Here is a 20384-nt window from a genome sequence, read left to right on the forward strand (position 1 = left end):
TTAAACAAACCAACCTTTTCTGCCTTTGTACAGGCGAAAAGAACCAGGACCAATCATAGCAATAGCTAAGGCTCCTACAAGATAGAGCAAATTCAATTCCGCACCTACCCCTCCAGTGGCAGGACTTAAAGCAAAAGACCCACCTCCTTTAACGAGCACCAAAGACATCACCATCGTAAAGGCGATTAACACCCCTGACAAGCGCGTAAAAGCACCGACGATCAATAAAATGGGGGCAACAATTTCCCCGATAGGAACACCTAGCCAGAGCCAAGTTGGTAACCCTTTGGCCGCCAATTGATCTATAATCATATCGTGTCCGTGGATAATTTTGTGGATGCCGTGAAAAATCATCAATCCACCCACACCTAATCGTAAAATAAATTTTCCTAAATCTTGCATATTTTTTTTCTAAGGGTTAACTTGTTTTTAAGGGTCTAATTTCAATCTTACTTGGCAAAGTACGCGGATTCATTTTCAACAAATCCACTACTAACGCTCCAATATCTTCTGGTTGAATTTTCCAAGCATCTTTTTCGCTGGGTTCATGGTTATTAAAATGACTGCTAACTGAACCTGGTAAAATGGTCGTTACTTTAACGTCATGAGCACGTAAATCAAGCATAGCGGCTTGGGTAAAACCTACAACACCAAACTTACTGGCATTGTATCCACTTCCTGTTGCAAAGAAGTTAATCCCTGCTAAACTCGCTACACTGATATAGTATCCTTTGTTTTGTTTTAATTGAGCAACACTCGCTTTTAACGTATGAAATACCCCCGTCAGGTTGGTGTCAATCATCGTATTCCAATCTTCAATTGACAATTCCTCAATCGAGGCAAAAATACCTACACCTGCATTGGCAATAACTACATCCAAGCGACCAAATTTGGCAACAATCTTTGCTACCGCTTCTACTTCATCTTGGTATTGTGTTACATCAGAAGCAAGGGCTAACACTTGCTCTGTTGTGCCTATTTCGCGAGCAACTCGTTCTACTTCTTCCAATTGACGCCCTGATATAGCTACCTTATAACCTGTTGCAACCAAAGCTTCTGCTATTCCTCTACCTATTCCTTTAGTTCCACCTGTAATGTATACTACTTTTTCTTTACTTGCTGTCATTTTGATTTTTAACTTTTATTTTTACTAAAATAAAGAATAAAAAGCACTTTTACACACTACTAGTTTACTAAATAAGATCAAACACACAATAGCCTTGCACAGGTAAACGTTATTTAGGTGATGTGCATTGTATTAACTAAATTTAAGCTACAATTATTTTTTTCACTTTTATTTAAGGGTATGAGCCCTAACAATTATGTATCTTAGTCTATACGTTTTACTAGCGTTCATTCACTTCATTTAAACGCATTTTTAAATTCAATCAATAAAAAATCAAACATATGGCTGTTAAAATAAAAGGTTCAGGTAGTTACATTCCTACCGAGGTTGTGACCAATAACGATTTTCATCAGTTTGACTTCCGCGATGAAAACGGGCAACCTTTAAAAGATTCGACCGAGAGAGTGGCAAAAAAGTTGGAGCAAATCACGGGCATTCAGGAAAGACGCTATATCACAGCTAACTTAACAACCACAGATATTGGTACGATTGCTGCTCAACGCGCCATTGACAATGCAAAAATTGATCCTGAAAAACTAGACTACATCATTTTCGCACACAATTTTGGCGATATGAAACACGGCACAGACCAATCGGATATTGTACCAAGTTTAGCGTCCCGTGTAAAACACAACCTCAAGATTAAAAATCCGAACTGTGTTGCATATGATGTATTATTCGGATGTCCGGGTTGGTTACAAGGTGTTATTCAGGCCTATGCGTTTATGTCCTTGGGCATTGCTAAATACTGCTTGGTTATTGGTGCAGAAACCCTTTCTCGCGTAATTGACTTACACGATCGCGATTCGATGATATACGCCGATGGCGCAGGAGCCACTGTATTAGAAGTAACAGACGAAGCGGGAGGCATTATCGCCACCAAAAGCTGTAGTTTTACTGCAGACGAAGCCTACTATATTCACTTTGGAGAATCCTATAAGAAAGACCCCAAACAAGATACGCGTTACATTAAAATGCACGGCCGAAAAATCTATGAATTTGCTCTAACCGAAGTTCCGCAAGCCATGAAAGCCTGTTTGGACGATAGCGGCATCAAAATCGATCAAATCAAAAAGATCATTATCCATCAAGCCAATGAGAAAATGGATGAAGCCATCGTGAAGCGCTTTTATGAATTATATGACACAACCATGCCTGAACACGTGATGCCCATGAATATCCAAAAACTCGGAAATAGCAGTGTTGCTACCTTACCCACGCTATACGATATGATAATCAACAAACAACTCGATAACCACAGCTTTGAAAAAGGAGATTATCTCTTGTTTGCATCTGTTGGGGCAGGTATGAATATTAACGCATTTGTCTACCAAGTATAGAACAATTCTAATGGCAATTTGCTCTTTTTACAATGGATCTACCTCTAAATGAGCGAATTGCCTTTTATACTTCCCCTCTCCTTTCTGAATAGTTGGGTTATTCACCCTTATTCTTGTACTATTCACCCATTTTACTCCTTTTACTTCTAAAAATAAAACTTCACAAACTGCCTTTATTTTAACTTTATTTTATTTGTTATTGCAAATAGAAACATCATTAATTATATTATTGACAAAATATAAACACATATGATATTATATTATAATTAAATACCCAATTAAAATAAATATCTTATACTAAAAAGTAATAATATATTTTACTTTACTCTTTTTATTATAGCTATGTTTGCACCGTAATAATTACACGTACGTACGTAAGTATCAATTTAATAACAAATTAAAAGCTATGAAAAAGAAAATTTTACTATTCGCTTTATTAGGTGGTTTTATGTTGAGTACAACCGCTTGTAGTAGTGATGACAGTAACAGTGGAACTGAACAAGTTGAAGTACCTAACACGCTAAAAGACGACTACTTCAATATTGAAGGCGCTACTTTTAACGCGGGCAGCATCGAATCGGGAACTGCAGAAGCTATTGCAGAAATCAATGTCAACAATTTCATCATTAACGGTGGAAAGGCGATCATGACAGTGAGCAGTACAGCTCAATTACAGTCGATTCACATTGGTTTAAAAGGACATGATGGCTATTATGATGTAAAAACATCAAATGAAAATCTGACGCGAAATGGACTTTACAGTTATGAGGTAATTCTAGATTTTTCTCAGGATCTGATTTTAGACATTGTAGGATTAGAGCTAGTAGGGTATATCACAGATGGTACACGCACTATTTTATACTTTAGAGAGCTACAAGTGATTCCTGCAGGTACAGGAGAATTGCAAATTTCACTTTCTTGGGATAGAGAAGATGACGTGGATTTACACTTAGTGAAAAGAAATGTGGATCGCATCTACTACGGAAGTAGACAACTACACAACGCAGACGGTGAAAAAATTGCGGAATTGGATATTGATTCAAACCCAGCATGTCGCATTGATGGAATTAAGAATGAAAACATTTATTTCGATCGTTTAGAAGACGGTGTATACTCTATCTATGTGGATCTTTACAGTAAATGCGAGGTTAGTGGTTCGGCGGGAAGTAAATACATCGTTAATGTGATGTACAATGGAACGAGTATTCGCTTATCGGATCACATGATTGGCAAATTTGACGATACAGATCCAGGAAGTGGAAATAACGAAAGTCGTCACGTGTTGATTGGTTCATTCTCTGTGGTAAATGGTAGTTTCTCTTCAGTTGTGGAAGAAGAAGCTACAACGAGAACTTTAGATACTTTTGGATTATCTAAAAAAATGATTTACACAAAATAAAGTGACACCCCAATAGCTTACTATCTTATTCCTTTAGTAGGTTGATTGGTTTTATTTGAAATAATTTGTCTTTAATTTTTCAATAAATTACCTGAAACGCCAGTAAAAAAAACTCTTTTTTACTGGCGTTTTCTTTGTTGACTCCTCTTTCAAATTCAAGGGATATTTCTGTGAATATATTCGAGAAACACCGTGTACAAACTAAACTATTTTGAGTATTTTTGTCTAAACTCATAAAAAGCGACTGAGGTGGATTTTATTAGAATTACGGAGCAACCTTCTTCCTATGATGATTTGGAAAAGATGTCTGTTCAAGAGATTTTGACTAATATCAATACAGAAGATCAAAGCGTTCCTTTGGCAGTTGAAAAAGCGATTCCGCAAATAGAAGCAGTAGTTGAACGAATCGTTGAACAGCTACAAAAAGGTGGGCGTTTGTTTTATATGGGTGCGGGGACTTCTGGTCGATTGGGTATTTTAGACGCTTCGGAGTGCCCTCCTACTTATGGTGTATCTCCGGATTTGGTGATTGGCTTAATCGCAGGAGGAGATCAAGCGATTCGCAAAGCTGTAGAAAATGCAGAAGACAACGCAAACCAAGGTTGGTTGGATCTTCAAGCGCACCAAATCCAGCCCAACGACTTCGTCATCGGAATTGCTGCTTCAGGTACTACGCCATACGTGATTCACGCCTTGCAAGCATGTCAAACGCATCAAATCCCAACCGCCTGTATCACGTGTAACCCCAACAGTCCAGTAAGTCAAGTTGCCCTACTACCTATTGAGGTTGTGGTGGGACCTGAATTTGTTACGGGTAGCTCCCGCATGAAAGCAGGAACAGCACAAAAACTAGTGCTCAACATGATTTCTACCACAGTGATGATTCAATTGGGACGCGTAAAAGGCAATCGCATGGTCGACATGCAAATGACCAATGCCAAACTTGTACAACGCGGTATTAAAATGCTGCAACAAGAACTACAAGTGAGTGAAGAGAAAGCCTCTCAACTCTTACATCAGTATAAAAGCGTGCGTGCAGCACTCGAAAACTACAAATTATAAACATTATGCAAGCAGAAGGAGTAAATCGAAAAGTATTACAAAAAGGAGTTAAATACCTTGCTATTACACTGCCTTTATTGTTTCTTGGTCCAATTGTTATTCACAGTTCGTTGAAAAATCAGGGACATCCATTCTTTATTCCAATCTTTGGATTGGGATGCATCATGTGTTTGTCTGCTATGCTTTTACTTTTTAAAGGCATTAACACCATTATGAAATCATTATTTGGGAAATAATTATCTATGAAAACTAAACTATTCTATCTTTTACCTTGTTTTGCTTTATTTGCATCTTGCTATCAACAAGAGCGAAATTGCGCCAATTTCCGCACTGGTAAATTTGAATTTGTCACGGAAATCGACGGTGTTGAAAAACGATCTACTTTTATTCGCACAGAAGAATATGAAATTGAAGAATTCGAAGGAAAAGTAGATACATCAAGCATCCGTTGGGTCAATGATTGTGAGTTTGTCTTACAAAAAAAACACCCTAAGAATATGGCTGAGAAAAAAGCGGTAAGTATTAAAATCGTCACGACTGATGGTGATACTTGTGTTTTTGAATATGGCTTAGTAGGAGACGCGAGAAGAGAACGCGGGAACCTTAAAAAAATTGGCGAATTATAATTGTTACTCCATATGGAAATTTTTTTAACAGCAGATGCCATTGTAGCGTTTATTACGCTAACATTTTTAGAGATTGTCTTAGGGATAGACAACGTTATTTTCATTTCGATTGTAACAGGTAAACTCCCAGAAGAAAAAAGAAAAAAAGCAACCAAAATAGGGTTGTTTTTAGCCATGTTTATGCGAATAGGTTTGTTATTTGCCATTACTTGGCTAATCAAAATGAAAGCCACCTTATTTGAAGTAGATTGGGGTTGGTTTAGCGCCCATTTCAATGGACAAGCCCTCATACTTCTGGCTGGAGGTATCTTTTTGATTTACAAATCAACCAAGGAGATCCACGAAAAAGTGGCACATGTTCAAGTAGCAGAAGACGTTAGCTCTACACCCAATGCCAAGCAAATTGCAACCAAATCATTCGGAAATATTCTAGTTCAAATCCTATTGATCGATTTGATTTTCTCTGTGGATAGTATTCTTACTGCAGTAGGAATGACCAACGGAATTGAAGGTGCTTTGTACATCATGATTGCTGCCGTTATTGTTTCTGTCGCTGTAATGATGATTTTCGCTGTACCTGTAGGAACCTTTGTCAACAACAATCCATCAATTCAAATCTTGGCTTTGTCCTTCTTAATTCTAATTGGATTTATGCTTACAACTGAAAGTATGCACTTGTCAGACGCAAAATTAGCTGGACAAGATATTGGTGCTGTTCCAAAAGGATATCTGTATTTCGCCATCGCTTTTTCTTTAGTGGTCGAGTTTATCAATATGCGTATTAGAAAGAAAAAATAACAACATGGTTATCGGAAACCGAAAGGTAGTGCAGGTTCGTCCAACACTAAAACCAATATAAAATCAGTGAGATAAATGGGAAACCCGTTTACCGTTTACGGGACATGTATCAAATAAAAAAGGATCAATCTAGTAAAAGATTGATCCTTTTTTATTTATCGTGTATTTTTACTCTTCTCCCTTCTCTGCTCTCCCATCTCCAAAATAGCGTTCGGTAACAAAGTCTATATCCTTAATCGTTTTTCTGGCCCAATCAATGCGTTTAGCAAGTAATTCTTCTTCAGACAGCTGCCAATTGACTTCGGATTCTCTCAAGCGAGTCGTTAAGCTTTGGATGATGATTGCCGCAGAAACAGAAATATTCAAACTTTCGGTGAATCCCACCATGGGAATAGTAATAAAATCATCGGCTTGTTCGATAATTTCTGGTGACAATCCCGATTTTTCTGTTCCAAAAAAGATAGCAACAGGTTCTGATAAATCAAATTTATCCAAACTTTGTGCAGTTCCATGCGGCGTTGTTGCGACCACTTTATACCCTTTAGCTTTAATGGCATCAATACAGCCTTGCACCGAATTATAGCGGTGAATATCCACCCATTTTTCTGCTCCTAGGGCAATTTGCTTATCGATTCGCTTGCCAAACTTTTGTTCAATGACATGGAGTCCCTGTACTCCAAAAACCTCACAACTACGCATCACTGCACTGGTATTGTGCAATTGATAGACATCTTCTGCTACTACTGTAATGTGATCGGTTCGATTGGCTAAAACGTTTTTGAAGCGTTCTACACGATTCTCAGTCAAAAAAGTTTCTAAATAAGCTAAGTATTCCTTGTCTTGAAATAGCTTGTTTGAAATATTCATTATATCTTTAGTTTTATTCAAAAAGGCAAAGGTAACAATATTATGGAAAAACGGTTAGTTGTGCTTTCAGGAGCAGGGATGAGTGCAGAAAGTGGAATAAAAACCTTCAGAGATGCGGACGGACTATGGGAGGGACACGACATTATGGAAGTTGCTTCTCCCCTGGGTTGGGCAAACAACAAAGAACGCGTATTAAAGTTTTACAACGATAGACGCCGGCAGTTGTTGACTTGTGCACCCAATCCGGCACATGAGGCTATTGCAGACTTAGAGCACTATTTTAAGACAACGGTAATCACCCAAAACGTAGATGACTTACACGAACGTGCCGGCAGTAAAGAGGTGATTCACTTACACGGAGAATTGCTCAAAGTGCGCAGTGAGGTCAATGAACACCTAGTATATCCTTGGACAACCGATCTCACGGCTTCCGATTATAACGAACATGGACATGCATTGCGCCCGCATATTGTGTGGTTTGGGGAGATGGTTCCTGAGTTGGAACGCGCCATCCCCTATGTAGAACAAGCAGATGTTATTTTAATCATCGGGACTTCCCTACAAGTATATCCCGCAGCTTCTCTGCTGGATTTCGCTAAACCCGAGGCTGTGGTTTATTATATTGACCTTCACCCCGCCTCCACCAAGCACTTCAAGCACAAAATCGAAGTAATTGCCGAAAAGGCCTCTGTGGGTATGAATATAATTCGAGAATCACTCCTAGAGTTGAGTCAATAGACAAAAAAAATAGGATGGCCATTTTTAACCATCCTATTTTTTTATATCAATTAGTTTAAGACTTTTGCGCCTTTTAGAAAAATCCATGACACACAGATTTTATCTCCTTCATCCGTTTTAAAAACTTTAAACTGTGGAGCGAACACTGTAGCTACAATAGCACTTACTATAGGGAGCCAGATGCCCGACAAATCGGTAAAATACATCAAGCCTACACGCGCTAAGATAAACAAGATCGCAAAACTCACAAATTGCAACAGTAATGTTTTAGTTCCTGCACTCATCGTTTTTTAATTTTGATTCATATATTTTCCTTTTTTACTTCCTTCGTAAAGATCGTATTTCGCCAAACGCGCTTCTAATTTACCATTAAATAATTTAATCTTTCTCGAAGGGCGTAAACCTACGTATTTCAACGCCTCAATATTAGCGGTAATAAACCAGGCTTCTGTTCCTGGGTAGCCTTGCTTTAGGGTATCTCCTATTTCGCGGTAAAAACGCTCTAAATTAATATCCAATCGCTCGCCATACGGTGGGTTAAAAACCATATGTAGAGGTCCTTCAACTTCTTTAGAGGTATCAAAAAAGTTGAGATTTTCCACTTTAATATACTCCTCTAAGTTAGCATTGCGCACGTTATCCATGGCTTTCATTACAGCAGAAGGCGCTTTGTCATAGCCTTGAATGGTATAGTGGAATTCGCGAACGCGTTTTAACAGAGAACCTTGAATCACCTCAAATAAATCAGCATCCCAATCATTCCAACGCTCAAAAGCAAATTCTTTTCTATTGATATTGGAAGGAATATTACAAGCAATCATCGCAGCCTCGATCAAGAGTGTTCCTGAACCACACATCGGATCCATGAAGTGACTTCTGCCATCCCATCCCGAAAGCAAAAGCATACCTGCAGCTAGCACTTCGTTAATTGGCGCAATATTCGTCGCTGTTTTATATCCTCTTTGATGCAAAGAAGCGCCTGAAGAATCCAAAGAAACCGTACACAAATCGCGTTGAATATGCACGTTAATACGCAAATCTGGAAAGTCTTTATCTACATTTGGACGTTTTCCGAATTGCTCTCTAAACTGATCAACAATAGCATCCTTTGCTTTTAATGAAACGAATAAGCTGTTGTTGAACTGATCAGAAAACACAGTCGAATCAATAGCAAAGGATTGATGCGCACCTAAGTATTTACTCCAATCAATACTTTGGATTCCCTTATACAGATTGTTTTCATTGTATACAGCAAATTGTTTAATTGGAACTAAAATTTTTAATGCGGTACGCAAAGCTAAATTCGCCTTATATAAAAATCCTTTATCTCCTTCAAAACTCACCATACGAGTTCCTTCCTTCACTTTCGTCGCTCCTAAAAGCTGTAGTTCTTTTGCCAAAACCTCTTCTAAACCGAACAAAGTCTTAGCAACCATTTTAAAATTTTCCATTTTTTTATATCGCTATAAGGAATAATTGCATTCGTTATCCAAATGTGCAAAAATAAAGTAAATTTGCAAGCTAATAAAAAGATTTAAATTAAAACTATGTCTGAACAAAAGAAAGCTTGGTACGCATCGTGGTTTGATACCCCTTATTATCACATTTTATATAAGGATAGAGATTATGATGAAGCACAACTTTTTATAGATAATCTCACCCATTATTTAAACTTCGATGAGGATGCTACGATTTTAGATTTAGCTTGTGGTAAAGGGCGTCATGCGATTTACCTCAACAGCTTAGGCTATAATGTAGTTGGTGCAGATTTGTCGCCAAACAGCATTGAGGTAGCCAAAACCTTTGAAAATGAAAAATTACACTTTGTGGTGCACGATATGCGTGAACCCTTAGAAAAAAAATACGACGCCATTTTCAACTTATTCACTAGTTTTGGTTATTTTAGTGATCCCGAAGATAATATCAAAGCACTAAAAGCCATCCACAATAGCTTGACTGACTATGGACTCGCTGTGATTGACTTTATGAATGTCAATAAAGTAATTGCAAATTTAGTTCCTACAGAAGTTAAAACCGTTGAAGGGATTGAATTTCACATCGAACGAAAAGTAGAAGACGGCTATATTTACAAAGATATTCGCTTTCATGCAGATGGAGAAGACCATGCTTATACCGAAAAAGTAAAGGCATTCACGCTGCAAGATTTTGAGGCGATGATGAGTGAAAACGACATTTATCTGCTCGATGTCTTTGGCGATTACAAATTAAGAAAATTCTATCCAAACGACTCTGATCGATTAATCATGATCTTTAAATAAGCCGATGGCGTATACTGTACCTTTACTAGCCGTAATTATTGGATATTTAATTGCGCTACTTATTCAACCGAAAAACAAAAAACACATTAAACTCTTGATGGCGTTTAGTGGTTCTTTTTTGCTTACGATCACAGTAACACACCTATTGCCAGATGTTTATCAGGCAGCCATAGGAGATCTTGTTGCAGCAGCTGGTGATCACCTTCACGATCACGGCCACAGCCATGATCACAGTGGAGCAGGTCGAATCGGTTTTTTCATTATGGCGGGAATCGTATTCCAAATTATTTTAGAATATTTCTCAAAAGGAGCCGAACACGGACATGTGCACGGGCACGAAAAATTAGAGCGCATCCCTTGGTTGTTGTTTATCAGCTTGTGTATTCACGCCTTTTTTGAAGGAATGCCCATCAGTCAACACAATGAACTGGCCTTGGGAATTGGTATTCACCACCTCCCCATTGCCATTATTCTAACGGCCTTTTTTATCAATGCCCAAATGAATAAAAAGATGGTGTTTGCCTTTATGATGCTCTTTTCTATAATGACGCCTTTAGGCACCTTGGTCTCAAGTAGTATTCCGGTATTGAGTACGTATTATGCAGAGATATCGGCTGTGGTAGTGGGAATTCTTTTCCACATCTCCTCTACCATTATCTTTGAAAGCAATGAAGACCACAAGTTCAATATAAATAAATTAATAGCGATATTACTCGGTGTAATTGCCGCTTATTTCATATAAAAAGTCGGAAGGATTCTTCCGACTTTTTTGTCTGGACTTGATTTATTTTAGCAATTTAAAAAAACCTCCAGACAACCATATAAATCATTTGGTTTGTTTTTAGTATTTTTGATGCTGTTTACTATTTGTTAGACTTATTCTTTTATGAAAAAAATAATAATGATCACTTCTTTTTTGTGTGTAGCTGCCTTTGTATTTTCGGCTTGCGAAAAGGATGATATATGCGGTAAAACTGAACCGACAACCCCCCAGTATAAAATAGAATTCTTTGATTATGAAGATCAAGAAATTAAAAAAACAGGATTGGTTGAAGCGTATGCTGTAGGCATTCAAGACACCATAAAAAGTACGGGGAATACCTTGTTACTTCCGTTGCGCTTAGATCAACAACAAACGGATTGGGTCTTACAAATCAAAGAAACAAAGGGAAAAGAAACCCTAATTCACCGAGACACCCTAACCCTAAAGTACAGGATAAACACACAGTACTTAAATAAGGCTTGTGGCTATGTATCTACTTTTTCTTTGCTACAAGATGGTAGTTCACCTCAACTCAATGGAGCTGCCAATACAACCAAAGGCAATTGGATCAAATTATATATAACAGAAACAAACGAAATAGAAAATGCAGAGCAAACTCATTTTAACCTATATTACTAGTAGTATACTTTTGTTGTTTTCTGTTGTAAGTATTGCGCAAGAAAAAGGCAAAGACACCAAAAAGAAAACAGAAACCCAGCATATGGCAGCTGTTGCTCCACCGAAATATCCACAGCGCTATGGTTTGCGTTTAGGTGCGGATTTATTTAGAATTACGCGTTCATTCTACGATAAAACGTATAATGGCTTTGAAGTGGTAGGTGATTATCGATTGACTAAAAAGTTATTTGCGGTAGCCGAATTAGGTCACGATAAGCTGGAAAAAACAGAAAGCACCTATGGTTTTACGACCAATGGTACCTATTTGCGCATTGGAGTTGATTACAACTTACACGAAAACTGGCTGGATCGCGAAGATATGATTTACGTCGGTGCACGCTACGGTTTTGCCACTTTTTCACAAAACTTAGATTGGTATAAACCCTATAGCAGCAGTGATTATTTTTCGAATCCTCCTATAGCGGTAGACAAAAAATACAGCGGATTATCCGCGCATTGGGTTGAATTTGTTGCAGGTGTAAAAACTCGCGTTTTCAACAATGTTTTTATGGGATTTAGTCTTCGTTTAACGGGTTTGGTTGCTCAAAAACAACCGGATGATTTCGAAAATCTATATATTCCAGGCTACAATAGAAAGTACAGTGGCGCTATTGGTGTTGGTTTTAACTATACGGTAAGCTACTTTATTCCGTTGTACAAATCAAACAAAAAAGCCTTTACAATTCCGGAAAAAGATGCTCAATACGATTTAGAAGGAAATAAAATCGAAGCGGAAGAGTTGAAAATGATCCAAGAGAATAAGCAGAAAGCTGCCGAAGATCAAGGACAACAACCGTAACATACACAAAAACCTCCTAGTCAAGAACTAGGAGGTTTTTTTATACTACCTGAAAGATAGAATACAAAAACAAGGCGAATGAGGTTCGCCTTGTTTATTATGACCCTTTTGTATTGTAATTCTTTACTAATTGCTTTAAGAAGGCCCATTGTTTCAATGTGGTCTTCGCTTCTAAAGCTGGATATCCCAGTACAGTTTTCCCTGCCTCAACGTCTCCTGTCACACCTGAACCAGCACCTACTACTACACCATCGCCAAGGGTTACGTGATCTTTAATAGAAGCACTTCCCCCTATTACAACGAAATTTCCTAACGTTACTGAACCTGCTAATCCACTGTTGCCTGCCATGATACAGCATTTACCTAAAACAGAATTATGTCCAATTTGAACCAAATTGTCTATTTTACATCCATCTCCAATGCTAGTTGCGCTGAATTTCCCACGGTCAACACAAGAGTTTGCGCCAATTTCAACGTAGTTTCCAATTTCTACATGACCTATTTGTGGAATTTTCACTAATCCTTTTTCCGAAGGGCAGAAACCAAATCCATCCGCACCAATCACCGCATTGGGATGAATAATACAGTGATGTCCGATTTTCGTGCGCTCGCGAATCACAGCCCCTGACCATACGATTGTATCATCGCCGATCACACTGTTATCCATGACTGTAACATTAGGGTATAAAATTACATTCTTACCTAAAACTACGCGATCTCCTACGTAACATCCAGCCCCTATTTGTGTGCCTTCCCCTATTTGAGCCGTCACTTCAATCGTTGCTTTGGGATGAATTCCCTCTTTTACCTCTGGTAATTTAGGTGCAAAAAACGACAGTAACTGAGACATCGCTATATCGACATTGTCTACCTTAATAAACGCTCTATCTTCACCTGGTACTATCGATATATCTCGATTCACAATCGCAATGCTCGCTTTGGAATTTGCCCATAAGCGTTCATACTTCTTATTACCTATAAAAGATATTTGACCATCTTCGGCTTTCTCCAACTGCTCAGCTGCGTGTATCTTCTTTACAGTTGTGCCTATTACAACACCATTTAGGACTTCGTTTATTTCATTAAGGGAGTACGTTCTCATACTGAATTTGGGTTTCTTGGTTTATATCAAAGAAAACGAATAAAAATTAATTATATTGCAAGAATACCTTTTTATTTTTCGAAAAAATAAAGCATAACAATTAATTAACCTAATAATATTCAAAAACACATTTTTATTTTTATTAGTTCACAATGCCTTTACCTAAATCACATACAAATAATCTATCATTTTAACAGAATATAATAGATTATTACTTCATTACATACTAAAATACATAACTGAGAAATAAACACTCAAAAGGCGATCTTTTGTTGCTTTTTTAGTATCAAGATTCCTCAATTACATTAAATACTAAAAAATAAAGGACCTATTTTTTCTTTTTTTTACTTCAACATGGCTCTTTAAACCTACTTATGACTATTGCTTCACGGTATTCTCTTTCAATATATTATGCAATCTTGATCCTTTTATGTATATTTTACTACCACAAAAAATTAGAAATTACATGAAAGAATTATTTAGAATAATCGGCGAGCACATTGCTGAAGAAAATTTCAGTGCTCTACACGATTTAAAGGTAGAAGAGCCGACCCACTTCAATTGGGTAACGGAAATATTCGAGGGAATCCACGTCAAAGAAACGCCAGATAAAACGGCATTACTATGGACAGATGGTGAAAAAACAGCGCATTATACGTTCAAAACGCTCTACCATCGATACAACCAACTCTTGAATTTTTTGCGTAAAAAGGGCATTGAACAACAAGATGTCATCATGACGCAAATGATGTTAGAGCGCATTAATTGGGTCACCCACTTAGCGACAATCAAAGGAGGCTATCGCCTTTCTCCTGCCGCTAGTATTTTAGGCATCAATGACTTAAAATATCGATTTGAAAAGATTGCACCCAAAGTAATCTTAGCTAATGCCGATAACGCAGCCAAGATTGATGCAGCTGAAAAAGCAGCGAACCACAGCATTTCTATCAAAATCATCATTGATGGAGCGCGCGAGGGATGGTATCCTTTATCTGTTTTAGATGAGCAAGAAACCGAAGCGGAAGCTGCTAACACTAAACCCGATGACAACCTCTTTTTATTTTTCACTTCTGGCACAACGGGTATGCCTAAAATTGTGTGTCACACTCAATTGAGCTATCCTATTGGCAATCTGACAACTGCTGCTTGGATCGGCTTAAAAAAAGACGATATTCACTACAATATTTCTCAACCTGGATGGGCGAAATTTGCTTGGAGTAGCTTATTTGCTCCGTGGAGTGTGGGTGCAGCTATATTTGCCTATCACACCAAAGCGCGCTTCCATGCGCCGACAACTTTAGCGCTCATGGAAAAACACAATATTACAACGCTCTGCGCACCTCCTACAGTTTTACGCTTTTTTATTCAAGAAGATTTAACTCAGTACAACTTTAGCTTGCGCCAATGTGTAGCCGCAGGAGAACCGCTAAATCCCGAAATTATCGAAGAGTGGTTTGCTGCTACTGGCTTGTATATTCGCGATGGCTTCGGACAAACTGAAAGCACGTGTATGGTGGCTAACTATCCCAATGCTAAACTCAAATACGGCTCTATGGGAAAACCAACTTTTTTATACGATATAGTTATCGCAGACGATGAGGGATATGAACTGGCGAATAATGAAGAAGGCAATATTTGCGTGAGAACCAACACGGGAAAAATCAATGGAATCTTCAAAGAATACATGTTCGACAAAGAACGCCAAAACCAAGTTTTTAAAAATGACGTTTACTTTACGGGCGACAAAGCTTATAAAGATGAGGAAGGTTATATTTGGTTCATTGGACGTGATGACGATGTGATTAAAGCCTCTGATTACCGCATTGGTCCTTTTGAAGTAGAGAGTGTTTTACTGGAGCACCCCGCTGTAATTGAATCGGCTGTAGTGGCTAGCCCTCATCCTGTGAAGGGATTTGAAGTCAAAGCATTTGTTGTAATCCAAGATTTTCAACAGGCCAACGCTACCTTAGCCCAGGCGCTTTTTCAGTTTTCGCGCCAACACTTAGCCCCCTATAAAATGCCGCGAAAAATCGAATTTGTAACAGAACTACCTAAGACTATTAGTGGTAAAATAAAACGCGTAGAACTTCGCGCCTTACAAGCAGAACGCCTTGCAAAAAAAGAAGAAGTTCCGATGGAATTTGTTTATTAATGGAGGGGCAGGTGGCGATTACAAAACGCCTCTACCCCTATTTAAACTTGATATAAACTAGAAAGGTCAAAAATATATTTTTCAATTTTATTGTACCTTTCTACATATAAAAAACACTGTTATGCTATCCGAACGCTATGCTACTTTTGCACGTGAATTGGCGGCCTATATCAATCCGCTGCAAATCATGACCAATCCGATACAAACGATTGCCTATGGTACGGATGCGAGTTTCTATCGCCTTACGCCACAGCTTGTTGTAGAAGTTCACAATGAAGCGGAGGCGATACGCACCATTACTTTGGCACATCAACAGCAACTTCCCCTTACCTTTCGCGCAGGAGGAACTAGCTTATCAGGACAAGCAATTACCGATTCTATCTTAGTAGTTGCTACCCACCATTGGAAGAACTACAGCATTAGTGCTGATGGCTTACAAGCTACATTTCAGCCTGGTATTATCGGTGGGAGGGCAAATATACTACTAGCGCCTTATGGCCGTAAAATAGGACCTGATCCAGGCTCCATTAATGCCGCCATGATTGGTGGTATTGCTGCGAATAATGCCAGTGGTATGTGCTGCGGAACAGCACAAAATTCATACAATACCCTTGCCGATATTCGACTGGTTTTTTACGATGGGGTCGTCTTAGATACAGCAGACCCACAAAGTAGAGAAGAATTTGCGGAAAAACATCCAGAAATTCTGAGAGAACTCACCACTATACACAGCGAAATACAAGAAAACAAAACGTTGTACGAGCGCATTCAACGCAAGTATAAAATCAAAAATACCACGGGATACAGCTTAAATGCCTTCCTCGATTATCGCGATCCGTTTGATATCATCAAACACTTGATGATTGGTTCAGAAGGCACACTTGCCTTTATCTCGACAATTACCTACAACACTGTTGTAAACTACCCGAATAAATCGTGTACATTAATGGCATTTGACAGTATTGGAACGGCTTGTCAAGCAGTCCCTTACCTTAAAAAAAGCCCTGTTGCAGCTGTGGAACTCCTCGATCGAAATAGCATTCGATCGATTGAACAAGAACCACAAGCGCCTGCTTACTTCAAAACGTTACCTGATTCAGCTTGTTTATTACTCGTTGAAGTTCAAGCGACAACACAAGAAGAATTGGCACACAAACAACAACAAGTACAAGAAGCCGTTTCGCCTATTCCGACTTTGGGTGATTTCCGCTTTACTTCAGATCCCAAAGCTTACGCATTTAATTGGAAAGCACGCAATGGCTTACTTCCAACAACAGGAGCGCTAAGGGAAACTGGAACAACATGCATTATTGAAGATGTTGCATTTCCATTGGATCGCCTAGCAGAAGCTAGTCTAGCTTTACAACAACTATTTGCCAAGTACCACTACGACGATGCCGTACTATTTGGTCATGCCTTAGAAGGTAATTTGCACTTAGTTTTTTCGCAGGACTTCAGCCAAGCGGCTTCCATTCAGCGCTATGCTGATTTAATGGATGAATTAGTGGAATTAGTCGTTCATCAGTTTGATGGTTCGCTAAAAGCCGAACACGGAACGGGACGCAATATGGCTCCTTTTGTTGAACGCGAATGGGGCGAACAAGCTTATGCCTTGATGTTGCGCATCAAACAAATCTTTGATCCCCATTACATTATTAACCCTGGCGTAATCATCAATAGCAATCCACACATCCACTTAGAAAACCTAAAAGCAACACCTGCTACCCATCCCATCGTAGATAAGTGTATTGAATGCGGGTTTTGTGAATCACATTGCGTATCGGAAGGATTGACCTTATCCCCTCGTCAACGCATTGTAATAGGACGCGAAATCAAACGTTTGGAACAAACGAATGAGAATCCCTTGCTTCTAGCTCAATTGAAAAAAGAAGCCCAATATTACCTGGATGACACTTGTGCTACCGATGGCTTATGCGCTATTTCATGTCCGGTAAAAATTGATACAGGTGTTTATGTAAAAGCCATTCGCGAAGAGAAATTAACAGCTAAAAATCACCAAGATGCGCTGTACTTTGTAGAACATTTAGACCGTGTGACTCAAATGGGCCGCTATAGTCTAAAATTTGTGCGTCTATTTCAAAATATGCTCGGTAATCGTTCGATGTTGCGCATAGCCACAAAAATGCGAAAAATAAGCAACAATCGCCTTCCACAGTGGAACACTGCCATGCCAACGGGTACGGCAACAGCTCTTAAACAACCAACACCTACTACAACAGCTAAACCAAAAGTGGTTTATTTCCCCTCTTGTATTAACCGAACTATGGGAAAATCAAAAGACTACGACAAAAGTGAATTGGACCTCAAAGATCTAATTGTCGTATTGCTTGAGCGCGCAGGTTATGAGGTTATTTACCCTACAGATGTACAAAACTTATGCTGTGGCATGCCGTTTAGCAGTAAAGGTTTTCAAGAAGAAGGACTACAGAAGTCCACCGCCCTTGAAACAGCCTTACTCACCGCTTCTGAACAAGGAAAATACCCTATTCTATTTGATATGAGTCCTTGTTTTTACACCTTCCAAAGTCATCATACCACATCAGATTTTACGTGCTATGACCCGATTGAATTTGTATTGGATGTGGTTTTCCCTCTGCTACCCATTACCAAACCTAGGGAAGAAGCAACCATTTTCCCGGTTTGTTCTGTTAAAAAATTAGGTTTAGAAGGAAAATTACTAGATATTGCGAAGCGTTGTGCAAAAAAGGTATATGCAATTGATAGTAATTGTTGTGGTTTTGCCGGAGATCGCGGTTTTACTTTTCCTGAATTAAATCAGCATGGAACGAGAAACCTCCAACAGCAACTCTCTTCCAATTCGCTCAATTGCTCCGATGGTTTTTCAACGAGTCGCACTTGTGAAATAGGGCTGACTGCTAGTAGCAATCACTCATTTAAATCAATTTTTTATTTAATAGAAGAGGTTACTAGATAACGATAAGTTTTACTTAACTCAATAAAAATGTTTACAAAAAAGGCATCTAAGTTCCCTTAGATGCCTTTTTAAATTATAAGCTTATTTCTTTTACAATTCTATATTGTATAGCTTCATTTTATTGTAGAGTGTTTTTCGATCGATTCCAAGCAATTGGGCTGCTTTTGTCTTGTTGAATTTCACTTTTTCCAACGCTGTACGGATCGCTTGTTCTTCGTTTTTAGACGAAAACAATTTCAAATCGCGTTCTTCTTCATTTGAGCTGTCTACAGTGGCGACTTTCGGAGCAAACATTTCGTCTGGCAAAACTTCCTTTTCGATGTAATCGCCTTTAGTTAAAAGTACAGAACGCTTGATAATATTTTTCATTTCACGCAAATTTCCTGGCCAATCATAGGTTAAGAAAATGCGTTCAACCTCACTTGAAAATCCTTTAACTTTTTTCTCTAACTCTTGGTTTGAGTATTTTAAAAAATGTTTGGCGAAAGAGAGAACGTCACTACCGCGATCGGTCAATCTTGGTGCAACAATACCAAATTCATTTAATCGGTGATATAAATCCTCACGGAATTCTCCTTCTCGAACTGCTTTAGGCAAATCCTCATTGGTAGCAGCGATCACGCGGATATCCACGTCAATTTCATTGCTACTGCCCACGGGTTTTACTTTTCTTTCTTGTAGCGCACGCAACAATTGTATTTGCACTTCATAAGATAAATTCCCTACCTCATCTAAAAAGATTGTTCCGCCATTTGCCGCTTCAAAATGTCCAATTTTATCTGTAACAGCACCGGTAAATGACCCTTTTATATGGCCAAAGAACTCACTAGAAGCTAAATCCTTGGGAATAGCCCCACAATCAACGGCGATATAGGGTTTATTTCTTCGTTTACTCAACAAGTGAATGGAATGGGCTATATTTTCTTTTCCCGTACCACTATCTCCGATAATTAATACAGACATATTTGTAGGGGCCACCAATTCGATATATTCTTGGAGCTGAAGCGAAACTTTGCTTTCTCCTTTTACATATTCTTCCGTATCTTCTTCCCTTTGTTCTATACCTACAGCTGTAGGTCCTGTTTCTTTGCGCCCTTTGTCTTCTGCTTTACTTTTCTTATCCAAAGCTTGTTTTATTGTTAAAACAATTTCATCTGGATTGATTGGCTTAGCCACATAGTCAAAAGCACCTAATTTCATCGCGTTTACAGCCGTTTTAATTTCGGTATACCCCGTCATCAAAATCACTTGAGAAGTAAAACATTTGGCTTTGATATATTTCAACAATTCAATTCCGTCGCTATCAGGAAGTCTAACATCCGTTAATACAATATCATAACATGTATCATCAATTGCTTTTTTGGCATCTTGGGAATTGAAAGCGTTCATAACAACAAAACCTTTTTTAGTCAAAAAGGCTTTCAACATCTCGCAAAATGGAACATCATCGTCTATAACAAGAACTTTATGACTCATATTTTATCCGTCTTTTTTTAAAGGGCTAAAGACAAATTTAATATAATTATTTTGTAGAAACTAACAAGTCGTAAAACTTTAACCTACTATAAAGGAATAAGAAGGAAAACTAAGGATTAGGGATTGTTTCTTACAACCTACTGTAGTTGCCCTCAAGCATCGACCGCCTAAAAAAGTAAAAGGGAGCCTGAGCTCCCTATTTACCTGAAGATTTCTCTTCTTC

At 38.5% G+C, this 20384-nt stretch carries 20 protein-coding genes; 13 read left to right on the forward strand and 7 right to left on the reverse strand.

The window, feature by feature from the left end; translation table 11 throughout:
* Both H4K35_RS04335 and H4K35_RS04340 read right to left on the reverse strand, forming a co-directional pair.
* Positions 1-402 (reverse strand): DoxX family protein, encoded by a 402-nt coding sequence (locus tag H4K35_RS04335; protein ID WP_182626161.1) that lies wholly within the window; start codon positions 400-402, stop codon positions 1-3.
* A gap of 16 nt (positions 403-418) precedes the next feature.
* Entirely contained in the window at positions 419-1126 is a 708-nt protein-coding gene (locus tag H4K35_RS04340; RefSeq protein ID WP_182626162.1) for an SDR family oxidoreductase, read from the reverse strand.
* A 281-nt stretch (positions 1127-1407) separates the two neighbouring features.
* Between H4K35_RS04340 and H4K35_RS04345 the strand changes: the two genes are divergently transcribed.
* The 6 genes from H4K35_RS04345 to H4K35_RS04370 all read left to right on the forward strand — a co-directional run bounded on the left by H4K35_RS04345 (position 1408) and on the right by H4K35_RS04370 (position 6351).
* Complete coding sequence (locus H4K35_RS04345; protein WP_182626163.1) at positions 1408-2466, forward strand: 3-oxoacyl-ACP synthase III family protein; 1059 nt, start codon at positions 1408-1410, stop codon at positions 2464-2466.
* A gap of 406 nt (positions 2467-2872) precedes the next feature.
* Positions 2873-3865, forward strand: coding sequence for a hypothetical protein (locus H4K35_RS04350; protein ID WP_182626164.1), 993 nt, complete (start codon positions 2873-2875; stop codon positions 3863-3865).
* Between the two features lie 249 nt (positions 3866-4114).
* Complete coding sequence (gene murQ / locus H4K35_RS04355) at positions 4115-4927, forward strand: N-acetylmuramic acid 6-phosphate etherase (RefSeq protein ID WP_182626165.1); 813 nt, start codon at positions 4115-4117, stop codon at positions 4925-4927.
* A 5-nt stretch (positions 4928-4932) separates the two neighbouring features.
* Positions 4933-5163: a DUF6095 family protein gene (locus H4K35_RS04360; RefSeq protein WP_182626166.1), complete on the forward strand. Its 231-nt coding sequence runs from the start codon at positions 4933-4935 to the stop codon at positions 5161-5163.
* A 6-nt stretch (positions 5164-5169) separates the two neighbouring features.
* Positions 5170-5553, forward strand: coding sequence for a DNA topoisomerase IV (locus H4K35_RS04365; protein WP_182626167.1), 384 nt, complete (start codon positions 5170-5172; stop codon positions 5551-5553).
* Positions 5554-5565: 12 nt separating this feature from the next.
* Positions 5566-6351, forward strand: coding sequence for a TerC family protein (locus tag H4K35_RS04370; RefSeq protein ID WP_182626168.1), 786 nt, complete (start codon positions 5566-5568; stop codon positions 6349-6351).
* Between the two features lie 168 nt (positions 6352-6519).
* On the opposite strand, the gene H4K35_RS04375 is transcribed toward H4K35_RS04370, so the two are convergent.
* Positions 6520-7218 (reverse strand): RNA methyltransferase, encoded by a 699-nt coding sequence (locus H4K35_RS04375; RefSeq protein ID WP_182626169.1) that lies wholly within the window; start codon positions 7216-7218, stop codon positions 6520-6522.
* A 42-nt stretch (positions 7219-7260) separates the two neighbouring features.
* On the opposite strand from H4K35_RS04375, the gene H4K35_RS04380 reads away from it, so the two are divergent.
* Positions 7261-7956 (forward strand): Sir2 family NAD-dependent protein deacetylase, encoded by a 696-nt coding sequence (locus tag H4K35_RS04380; protein WP_182626170.1) that lies wholly within the window; start codon positions 7261-7263, stop codon positions 7954-7956.
* A gap of 50 nt (positions 7957-8006) precedes the next feature.
* Here the strand turns inward: H4K35_RS04380 and H4K35_RS04385 are convergent, their stop codons facing one another.
* The gene (locus H4K35_RS04385; protein ID WP_182626171.1) at positions 8007-8240 is read right to left on the reverse strand and encodes a hypothetical protein; all 234 of its coding nucleotides are present in this window, start codon (positions 8238-8240) and stop codon (positions 8007-8009) included.
* Positions 8241-8246: 6 nt separating this feature from the next.
* Positions 8247-9407, reverse strand: a complete 1161-nt coding sequence (locus tag H4K35_RS04390) for a class I SAM-dependent RNA methyltransferase (protein ID WP_255492362.1) — start codon at positions 9405-9407, stop codon at positions 8247-8249.
* 96 nt (positions 9408-9503) lie between these two features.
* On the opposite strand from H4K35_RS04390, the gene H4K35_RS04395 reads away from it, so the two are divergent.
* From H4K35_RS04395 to H4K35_RS04410, 4 genes are all read left to right on the forward strand, one after another.
* Complete coding sequence (locus tag H4K35_RS04395) at positions 9504-10235, forward strand: bifunctional 2-polyprenyl-6-hydroxyphenol methylase/3-demethylubiquinol 3-O-methyltransferase UbiG (RefSeq protein ID WP_182626172.1); 732 nt, start codon at positions 9504-9506, stop codon at positions 10233-10235.
* Positions 10236-10239: 4 nt separating this feature from the next.
* Positions 10240-10977, forward strand: a complete 738-nt coding sequence (locus H4K35_RS04400; RefSeq protein WP_182626173.1) for a ZIP family metal transporter — start codon at positions 10240-10242, stop codon at positions 10975-10977.
* A gap of 144 nt (positions 10978-11121) precedes the next feature.
* Positions 11122-11637, forward strand: coding sequence for a DUF6452 family protein (locus H4K35_RS04405; RefSeq protein ID WP_182626174.1), 516 nt, complete (start codon positions 11122-11124; stop codon positions 11635-11637).
* Complete coding sequence (locus tag H4K35_RS04410; protein ID WP_182626175.1) at positions 11603-12475, forward strand: DUF6048 family protein; 873 nt, start codon at positions 11603-11605, stop codon at positions 12473-12475. The genes H4K35_RS04405 and H4K35_RS04410 overlap by 35 nt, the downstream gene beginning before the upstream one ends.
* 97 nt (positions 12476-12572) lie before the next feature.
* On the opposite strand, the gene lpxD is transcribed toward H4K35_RS04410, so the two are convergent.
* The gene (lpxD, locus tag H4K35_RS04415; protein ID WP_182626176.1) at positions 12573-13577 is read right to left on the reverse strand and encodes a UDP-3-O-(3-hydroxymyristoyl)glucosamine N-acyltransferase; all 1005 of its coding nucleotides are present in this window, start codon (positions 13575-13577) and stop codon (positions 12573-12575) included.
* Between the two features lie 466 nt (positions 13578-14043).
* Between lpxD and H4K35_RS04420 the strand changes: the two genes are divergently transcribed.
* Together H4K35_RS04420 and H4K35_RS04425 are read left to right on the forward strand one after the other, a co-directional pair.
* A complete protein-coding gene (locus tag H4K35_RS04420; protein WP_182626177.1) occupies positions 14044-15729 on the forward strand; it encodes an acyl-CoA synthetase in 1686 nt (561 codons plus the stop codon).
* Positions 15730-15850: 121 nt separating this feature from the next.
* Entirely contained in the window at positions 15851-18685 is a 2835-nt protein-coding gene (locus H4K35_RS04425; RefSeq protein ID WP_182626178.1) for an FAD-binding and (Fe-S)-binding domain-containing protein, read from the forward strand.
* 90 nt (positions 18686-18775) lie between these two features.
* On the opposite strand, the gene H4K35_RS04430 is transcribed toward H4K35_RS04425, so the two are convergent.
* Entirely contained in the window at positions 18776-20161 is a 1386-nt protein-coding gene (locus H4K35_RS04430; RefSeq protein ID WP_182626179.1) for a sigma-54 dependent transcriptional regulator, read from the reverse strand.
* Positions 20162-20384: the final 223 nt, after the last annotated feature.

This window comes from Myroides sp. NP-2, assembly GCF_014145665.1.
Lineage (GTDB): Bacteria > Bacteroidota > Bacteroidia > Flavobacteriales > Flavobacteriaceae > Flavobacterium.

What these genes read in the sequence shown, in the direction of transcription:
- H4K35_RS04405 (WP_182626174.1), top strand. Translation starts at nt 11,122, where the DNA reads ATGAAAAAAATAATAATGATCACTTCTTTTTTGTGTGTAGCTGCCTTT.
- H4K35_RS04350 (WP_182626164.1), top strand. Translation starts at nt 2,873, where the DNA reads ATGAAAAAGAAAATTTTACTATTCGCTTTATTAGGTGGTTTTATGTTG.
- H4K35_RS04410 (WP_182626175.1), top strand. Translation starts at nt 11,603, where the DNA reads ATGCAGAGCAAACTCATTTTAACCTATATTACTAGTAGTATACTTTTG.
- H4K35_RS04360 (WP_182626166.1), top strand. Translation starts at nt 4,933, where the DNA reads ATGCAAGCAGAAGGAGTAAATCGAAAAGTATTACAAAAAGGAGTTAAA.
- H4K35_RS04340 (WP_182626162.1), bottom strand. Translation starts at nt 1,126, where the DNA reads ATGACAGCAAGTAAAGAAAAAGTAGTATACATTACAGGTGGAACTAAA.
- H4K35_RS04390 (WP_255492362.1), bottom strand. Translation starts at nt 9,407, where the DNA reads ATGGAAAATTTTAAAATGGTTGCTAAGACTTTGTTCGGTTTAGAAGAG.
- H4K35_RS04370 (WP_182626168.1), top strand. Translation starts at nt 5,566, where the DNA reads ATGGAAATTTTTTTAACAGCAGATGCCATTGTAGCGTTTATTACGCTA.
- H4K35_RS04430 (WP_182626179.1), bottom strand. Translation starts at nt 20,161, where the DNA reads ATGAGTCATAAAGTTCTTGTTATAGACGATGATGTTCCATTTTGCGAG.
- H4K35_RS04380 (WP_182626170.1), top strand. Translation starts at nt 7,261, where the DNA reads ATGGAAAAACGGTTAGTTGTGCTTTCAGGAGCAGGGATGAGTGCAGAA.
- H4K35_RS04365 (WP_182626167.1), top strand. Translation starts at nt 5,170, where the DNA reads ATGAAAACTAAACTATTCTATCTTTTACCTTGTTTTGCTTTATTTGCA.
- H4K35_RS04335 (WP_182626161.1), bottom strand. Translation starts at nt 402, where the DNA reads ATGCAAGATTTAGGAAAATTTATTTTACGATTAGGTGTGGGTGGATTG.
- H4K35_RS04375 (WP_182626169.1), bottom strand. Translation starts at nt 7,218, where the DNA reads ATGAATATTTCAAACAAGCTATTTCAAGACAAGGAATACTTAGCTTAT.
- H4K35_RS04400 (WP_182626173.1), top strand. Translation starts at nt 10,240, where the DNA reads ATGGCGTATACTGTACCTTTACTAGCCGTAATTATTGGATATTTAATT.
- H4K35_RS04420 (WP_182626177.1), top strand. Translation starts at nt 14,044, where the DNA reads ATGAAAGAATTATTTAGAATAATCGGCGAGCACATTGCTGAAGAAAAT.
- H4K35_RS04345 (WP_182626163.1), top strand. Translation starts at nt 1,408, where the DNA reads ATGGCTGTTAAAATAAAAGGTTCAGGTAGTTACATTCCTACCGAGGTT.
- lpxD (WP_182626176.1), bottom strand. Translation starts at nt 13,577, where the DNA reads ATGAGAACGTACTCCCTTAATGAAATAAACGAAGTCCTAAATGGTGTT.
- H4K35_RS04425 (WP_182626178.1), top strand. Translation starts at nt 15,851, where the DNA reads ATGCTATCCGAACGCTATGCTACTTTTGCACGTGAATTGGCGGCCTAT.
- H4K35_RS04395 (WP_182626172.1), top strand. Translation starts at nt 9,504, where the DNA reads ATGTCTGAACAAAAGAAAGCTTGGTACGCATCGTGGTTTGATACCCCT.
- H4K35_RS04385 (WP_182626171.1), bottom strand. Translation starts at nt 8,240, where the DNA reads ATGAGTGCAGGAACTAAAACATTACTGTTGCAATTTGTGAGTTTTGCG.